The following is a 4,383-nucleotide window of genomic DNA, read 5'->3' as shown; positions in this document are numbered from 1 at the left end:
CCTCCTTGAGGGACCCTGGGTCTCTCAAGGAGGCCCCCACGGACCACCGCCGAACGCCACCTTGGGGCGCACTTTCAGGCGAAGTTGACCGCAGGTGTTGTCAAGTTGCCAACAATGCAGGACGGTAGGAGGACGACGGTCTCGGCGAGGAGATGGTGACGATGGTGAGCACGGTCGGGAAGGTCACCGAAGCACTGCGCGAGCGCGTACCGCCGCTGTCGTCGATTCCCTTGCCCCGCACCGTGGACGAACGCTGGCTCGACGCGCGCTGGCCGGTCCGCGAGCTGGCGCCGCCGCCCGCGGGCAGCGGACTGAAACCGGTGCTCGGCGACGACGGCCCGCCACTGGTCGGGCACGTCCCGGAGATGATGCGCTTCGGCATCGAGTTCGGCCTGCGCCGCTACGAGATGTACGGGCCGGTGTCGTTCATGGGCGGCTTCGGCCGCCGCATCGTCGCGCTCTCCGGGCCCGAGGCCACCCAGATCGCCCTGGTGAACAAGGACAAGGCGTTCTCGCAGGAGGGCTGGCGGTTCTTCATCGAGAACTTCTTCGAGCGCGGGCTGATGCTGCTGGACTTCGGCGAGCACCACCTGCACCGCCGGATCATGCAGCAGGCCTTCACCCGGCCCCGGCTGAGCGGCTACGTCGACCAGATGGGCCCGACGCTGCGCGAAGGCGTCACCTCGTGGTCCGGCCGGTCCCGTCCCCGGCTGTACTGGGCGCTCAAGCAACTGACGCTCGACGTCGCGACGCGGGTGTTCATGGACATGCGCGGCCCGGACGACGCCGCGCGGATCAACCGGGCGTTCATCGCCGCCGTACGCGCGGGGAGCGCGATCGTGCGTTACCCCGTGCCGGGCGGGCGCTGGGCGGCGGGACTGCACGGCCGCAAGGTGCTGGAGCGCTACTTCGCCGAAAACCTCCCCGCCAAGCGGAAAGGCGACGGCGACGACCTCTTCTCCGCGCTGTGCCACGCCACCACCGAGGACGGCGACCGGTTCACCGACACCGACATCGTCAACCACATGATCTTCCTGATGATGGCCGCGCACGACACGTCGACGATCACCAGCAGCGCGATGGTGTACTTCCTGGCCAAGTTCCCCGAATGGCAGGAACGCGCCCGCGCGGAGTCCCTGGCGCTCGGCGACACGGTGCCCGGCATCGAAGCGCTGGAGGGACTGGAAACCCTGGACCTGGTGATGAAGGAGGCGCTGCGGCTGGTCGCGCCGGTGCCGTCGATGGCACGCAAGACGGTCAAGGACACCGAGGTGCTCGGCCATTACCTCCCGGCGGGCTCGCTGATCGGGGTTTCCCCGACCGTCAACCACTTCTCCCCCGGCTGCTGGACCGACCCGATGCGGTTCGATCCGGAGCGCTTCGCCGAGCCACGCCGCGAGGACCGCTCGCACCGGTTCGCCTGGATGCCGTTCGGCGGCGGGGCGCACAAGTGCATCGGGCTGCACTTCGGGAGCCTGGAGGTCAAGGCGCTGCTGCACGAGATGCTGCGGGCCTACCGCTGGTCGGTGCCCGCCGGCTACACCGCGCGCTGGGACTACACCGCCCTGCCGGTACCGGCCGACGGACTGCCCGTCCAGCTGGACCCGAGGTAGCGGTGTCACGATCAGGCACACATGGTGACGGCTGATCACCAGATGTGTAGTACCGTTCACTCGTTCAGCCGGTAGACACCCCGTTTCGCACATGGTGCCGTGGCATCAATCGCGGCCAACTTGTACCTAGTGTGGGTTCGTTATTCCCCACACCCTGCCTGAGCTGGCCTTAGTCCGTGTAAGAAGAGGTGGAGTGTGCCTGAACCTGGTGGCTCACCAGGGTTGGTGAGCGTCGCGCGCCGATGGGCCGCGACGCTGGCCGACACCAAAGGAGTAACGCTTCCCCCGGACGAGCTCGAGCAGCTGCTGCGCCGCTTCGCCCTCGACGCCGCGCCGCATCTCGACCCCGCCCACCAGGGCGCGCTGCGGCGGTTCACCGCGCTCTACGCGGCCGCGCCGGTCGGCATCGCGCTCGCCGATCCCGACGGCGTCGTCGTCGAGGCCAACGCCGCGTTCGGCAGGCTGCTCGGCACGAACCCGGATCTGCTGCGCGGCAAGCACCTCGGCGAGCTCGGCGCGGGCGAGCACGACGCCACCCGGCTGCGGGCGGGCCTGGCACAGCTGGGCATCACCACCGAGCAGTACACCGAGCGCCTGCGGCTCGAGCACGCGAAGGACGGTCCACTCTGGACCGACGTCACCCTCGTCCGGCTGCCGGGAGACCGGGCCGGAACGGTCTTCCCTGTGCTGATGGCGCTGGACGCCCACGAGAACCAGCTGCTGCAGGAACGCCTGCTGCACCAGAACGTCCACGACGCGCTGACCGGCCTGCCGAACGTCGCCGCGTTCACGACCAAGCTGGAGTCCGTCGTCGGGACCGGCACCGGCGAGCAGGTCGCACTGGTCTACCTCGACATCGACGGCTTCAAGGTGATCAACGACGGACTCGGTGCCGGCGTCGGCGACCAGGTCCTGCGCGGCATCGCGAACAAGCTCTCGGCGGCCTTCACCGGCCACTACGACGGCCACGTCTCCCGGCTCGCCGGTGACGGGTTCGCGGTGCTGCTCCACGGCGAGCTGACGCCGAACGCGGTCGTCCAGCTCGTCGAGCAGGCGATGGACGATCTGCGTGAGCCGATCTACCTCGACGGGCACGGCATCGGGGCCAGCGCGAGCGCCGGGATCGTCGTCCGGCCCACCGCGGGCTGTGAGCCCTCCGACCTGGCCAGGGCCGCGGAAATCGCGCTGCACCGCGCGAAGGAGGCGGGCAAGGCGCAGTGGATGCTGTTCGATCCCGAGCTCGACGCGCGGGACCGCGGCCGCTACCAGCTGGGCGCGGTGCTCGCCGGCGCGCTGGAGAACGGCGAGTTCTCGCTGATCTACCAGCCGACCGTCAAGCTCGCCAGGCCCGACGAGATCGCCGCGGTCAACGCCGGGCTGCGCTGGAATCACCCGGAGAAGGGCGAACTCGACTCCGACGAGTTCTACCCGCTCGCCGAGACCACCGGGATGACCATCCCGCTCGGCAAATGGCTGCTGGCCGAGTCCCTCGCCGCGACGGCACGCTGGCGCGAGCGCTTCGGCGACGCGGCGCCGGACGTCTGCGTACGGCTCCCGAACCGGCTCGCCATCGAGCCCGATCTGGTGCTGCTGGTGAAGGAACAGCTCGACAGGCACGGCCTGCCCGCCAAGGCGCTGCGGCTGTGCGCGGACCCGGCGTCGGTGCTCGACCCGCACGGCGAGGTGCTCGACTCCTTCGCCGTGCTGGCCGACCTCGGCGCGCAGATCGTGCTCACCGTGTCCGGCTCGGCCGATCTGGAGCTCATCCCGCACCACCGGCTGCCGGTCAACCACGTCATCCTCAGCGGCCCGGTGATCGACGTGCTCGCCGACGACCCCGCCGAGACCGACGTCCGGCATCTGCAGCGGCTGGTCGGCAGGGCGCAGGAACTCAAGCTGCGGATCGGCGCGGAAGGGGTGCGCACCGACGAGCACGCCGCGCGGCTGCGCGAAATCGGCGTGCTCGCCGCCCGCGGCCCGTTCGTCACCGATTCGGCGACCGGGGACGAGGTCGACGAGCTGATCGCGCGCCACGCGGGCTGAAACCGGGGTTCCGCCGCGCCAATCCGGGTACCCGGCCGCTTCGAATGCCGGACGTGGATCATGCTCAGCGCGAAAGGACCGCCATGAACCCCGGAGACGTCGCCCCCGACTTCGTACTGCCCGACGACCACGGCACGCCGCGGACGCTCTCGGACTTCCTCGCGAGCGGGCCGGTCGCGCTGTTCTTCTACCCCGCCGCGATGACCGGCGGCTGCACCGCCGAGACCTGCCACTTCCGTGACCTCGCGACCGGCTTCGGGGCGATCGGCGCGCACCGCGTCGGGATCAGCCCCGACTCGGTGACGAAACTGCGGGCCTTCTCCGCGGCCAACGCCTTCGACTACCCGTTACTGTCCGATGTGGACGGTAAGGTGGCGCGGCTGTTCGGCGTCTGGCGGGCGCTGATGCCGTCGCGTGCCAAGCGGCACACGTTCGTGATCGACGGCGAGTTCCGGATCATCGAGGTGATCCGGAACGAACACGACTTCAGCCTGCACGGCGACCGCTCGCTCGCGGTGCTGCGGCAGCGCGTCGCCGTCGCCTGACGTGAGCACCTCAAGCACCCCAAGGGGTTTCTTCACTGAGACTTCCGGGTGAGTACTGCCCGATGCGTCGGGGGGGGGGGGGGGGCGCGGGGGGGGGGGGCCCGGGGGCGGCGCGCCGCGCGCGGGGGGGGTAAAAAAAAAACACAGCGAAAAATGAGTCATACTATTCGGGAGTGTGAGGT

At 69.8% G+C, this 4,383-nt stretch carries 3 protein-coding genes; all 3 read left to right on the top strand.

Annotated elements, in window-relative coordinates; translation table 11 throughout:
* Positions 1 to 152 precede the first annotated feature (152 nt).
* Positions 153 to 1,613 (top strand): cytochrome P450, encoded by a 1,461-nt coding sequence (locus tag ACFWX1_RS17120; RefSeq protein ID WP_378388282.1) that lies wholly within the window; start codon positions 153 to 155, stop codon positions 1,611 to 1,613.
* 195 nt (positions 1,614 to 1,808) lie between these two features.
* Positions 1,809 to 3,656, top strand: coding sequence for an EAL domain-containing protein (locus tag ACFWX1_RS17115; RefSeq protein WP_378388280.1), 1,848 nt, complete (start codon positions 1,809 to 1,811; stop codon positions 3,654 to 3,656).
* 83 nt (positions 3,657 to 3,739) lie between these two features.
* Positions 3,740 to 4,201 (top strand): peroxiredoxin, encoded by a 462-nt coding sequence (locus tag ACFWX1_RS17110; protein ID WP_378388278.1) that lies wholly within the window; start codon positions 3,740 to 3,742, stop codon positions 4,199 to 4,201.
* Positions 4,202 to 4,383: the final 182 nt, after the last annotated feature.

This window comes from Amycolatopsis sp. NPDC059021 (assembly GCF_042739895.1).
Lineage (GTDB): Bacteria > Actinomycetota > Actinomycetes > Mycobacteriales > Pseudonocardiaceae > Amycolatopsis.
Note: the sequence above shows the minus strand (reverse complement) of the source record. Positions and strands in the feature narration are given on the sequence as shown.

Coding starts and splice junctions, on each gene's coding strand:
- ACFWX1_RS17110 (WP_378388278.1), top strand. CDS start 3,740: ATGAACCCCGGAGACGTCGCCCCCGACTTCGTACTGCCCGACGACCAC.
- ACFWX1_RS17120 (WP_378388282.1), top strand. CDS start 153: ATGGTGACGATGGTGAGCACGGTCGGGAAGGTCACCGAAGCACTGCGC.